The organism is Mycobacteriales bacterium, from assembly GCA_035504215.1.
Classification (GTDB): domain Bacteria; phylum Actinomycetota; class Actinomycetes; order JAFAQI01; family JAFAQI01; genus DATAUK01.
The window spans coordinates 1-2349 of the sequence record DATJSI010000053.1 but is presented as its reverse complement, the minus strand read 5'-3'; the positions used below and the strand labels follow the sequence as shown (position 1 = coordinate 2349).

General features: G+C 70.1%; 2 protein-coding genes. One reads left to right on the top strand and one right to left on the bottom strand.

Annotated elements, in window-relative coordinates; genetic code table 11:
- Positions 1-1150, top strand: a 1150-nt coding sequence (locus tag VME70_06940; protein HTW19929.1) for an ATP-binding SpoIIE family protein phosphatase, incomplete at its 5' end; no start/stop codon positions are given.
- Between the two features lie 100 nt (positions 1151-1250).
- On the opposite strand, the gene VME70_06935 is transcribed toward VME70_06940, so the two are convergent.
- The coding region (locus VME70_06935) for an isomerizing glutamine--fructose-6-phosphate transaminase (GenBank protein HTW19928.1) at positions 1251-2349 on the bottom strand (1099 nt) is incomplete at its 5' end.

Here is a 2349-nt window from a genome sequence, read left to right as displayed (position 1 = left end):
CTCCCCGTCGTCGGTCGAGGTCAAGCACCGCTACCTGCCGGGCAGCGAGCTCGTCGAGGTCGGCGGCGACTGGTATGAGTCCATCCGGCTGCCGGGCGCGCGGGTCGCGCTCGTCGTCGGCGACGTCGCCGGGCACGGGGTCCGCGCCGCGGTCACCATGGGGCGGCTGCGCACCGCCATCCAGACCCTCGCCATGCTCGAGCTGCCGCCCGCCGAGTCGCTGCAGCAGCTCGACGAGCTCATGCAGACCATCGGCGCACGCGAGCCGCACTTCGCCACCTGCGCGTACGCGGTCTACGACGCGGTCAGCGGCGAGATCGAGCTGGCCGTCGCCGGCCACCTGCCGCCGCTGCTGGTCCACCCGGACGGCACCAACGAGCTGCTCGAGGTGACCCCGTCACCGCCGCTCGGCATCGGCGACGGCATAGTCGACACCCAGATCGTGAAGATCGAGGACGGCTCGCTGTTCGTGCTCTACACCGACGGGCTCGTCGAATCGCGTGACCGCGACATCTCCGAGGGCCTGGACCGGCTGCAGTCGGCCTTCGGTCCCGGCGCGCCGGAGAAGGACCTCGAAGACCTGTGCAAGACGGCGCTGGACGGCGTCTACGCCGACGCCAAGCGCGACGACATCGCGGTGCTCATCGCCAAGCTCAGGCGCATCCCCGAGGACCACCGGCAGTGCTTCCCGCTCGAGCCGGAGTTCACGTCGGTCAGCCACGCCCGGTCACTCGTCCGCGACCCGCTCAAGCGGTGGGGCCTGGAGGACCTGCTCCCGGTCACCGAGCTGCTCGTCTCCGAGCTGGTGACCAACGCGATCAGGTACGCGCCCAACGGTGAGATCAAGCTGCACCTGGTTCTCGAGCCGGAGTCGCTGGTCTGCGAGGTGCACGACTCCTCCCCGGCGCTGCCCCGCGTGCTCCAGGTCGACAAGGACGCGGAGAACGGCCGCGGCCTGCACGTCGTCTCCCAGCTCGCGCAGCACTGGGGCGCGCGCCGCACGCACAGCGGCAAGGTCGTCTGGTGCGAGCAGGCCGTCCCCGAGGAGCTGCGGGAGTCGATCGCGGCGGTGCAGTCGCGCGCCGCGGAGGACTCGCCGGACGAGGACACCGCCGCCGAAGGCGCGCCGGTCGAGGTTGTGCCGGTCTGAGCTGGTGCCGGCCGGCTGAGACGTGAAACACGGGACCGTTCGGGATAATAAATTCTTTTGACTTTCTTCCGAACGGTCCCGTGCTCCGAGTTAACGCCCGCTATTCGACCGTCACGCTCTTAGCCAGGTTGCGCGGCTTGTCGATGTCCCGTCCGAGCTTGTTGGCGGCGTGATAAGCGAGCAGCTGAAGCGGGACGTTGAAAAGGATCGGCTCGAGTTCCGGCTCCGCCTTCGGCAGCCGGATCGTGGCGTCCGCGAGGCCGTCGGGGATGCCCGCTGAGGTCACCGCGATGACCGGGCCGCCGCGCGCCTTGATCTGCTCGATCGTCGAGATGTTCTTCGAGATCAGGCCGTCGGCCGGGACGATCACGACGCTCGGCATGTCCGGCTGGATCAGCGCGAGCGGGCCGTGCTTGAGCTCGCCGGCCTGGTAGGCCTCGGCGTGCACGTAGGAGATCTCCTTCAGCTTCTGCGCGCCCTCGCGGGCCACCGGCCAGCCGCGGACCCGGCCGATGAAGAACATGTGGTCGGCGGTCGCGAAGCGCTTGGCGACCGTCGCGATCTCCTCCTCGGCGGACAGGATGTCCGCGACCTGGGCGGGCAGGTTGCGCAGGCCGTTGACGATGCGCTCGCCGTTGGCCGCGCTCAGGTCGCGCACCCGGCCGAGCAGCAGCGCGAGGAGCGCGAAGTTGGCCGCCATGTTCGTCAGCGCCTTGGTGGACGCGACCGCGACTTCCGGGCCGGCGTGCAGGAAGATGCCGTGACCGCACTCCCGGCCGATGGCCGAGCCGACGACGTTGACGGCGCCGATGACCTGGCCGCCCTTCCGCTTGAGCTCCTGGACGGCCATCAGCGTGTCGATCGTCTCGCCGGACTGGGAGACCGCGACGTAGAGCGTGTCCGGGTCGACGACGGGGCTGCGGTACCGGAACTCGCTGGCGGGCTCGGCGTCGGCGGGGATCCGGGCGAGCTCTTCGACGAGCGCGGCGCCCATCTGGCCGGCGTAGTAGGCGGAGCCGCAGCCGAGGAACTTCACGTTCTTGATGTTGCGCAGCTGACGGGCGTCCAGGTTGACGCCGCCGAGCTTCGCGGTGGCGAACCGCTCGTCGAGCCGTCCCAGCAGCGCCCGGCGCAGCGCGTCGGGCTGCTCGTGGATCTCCTTGCGCATGTAGTCGGCGAACTCGCCGAGCTCGTAGTCG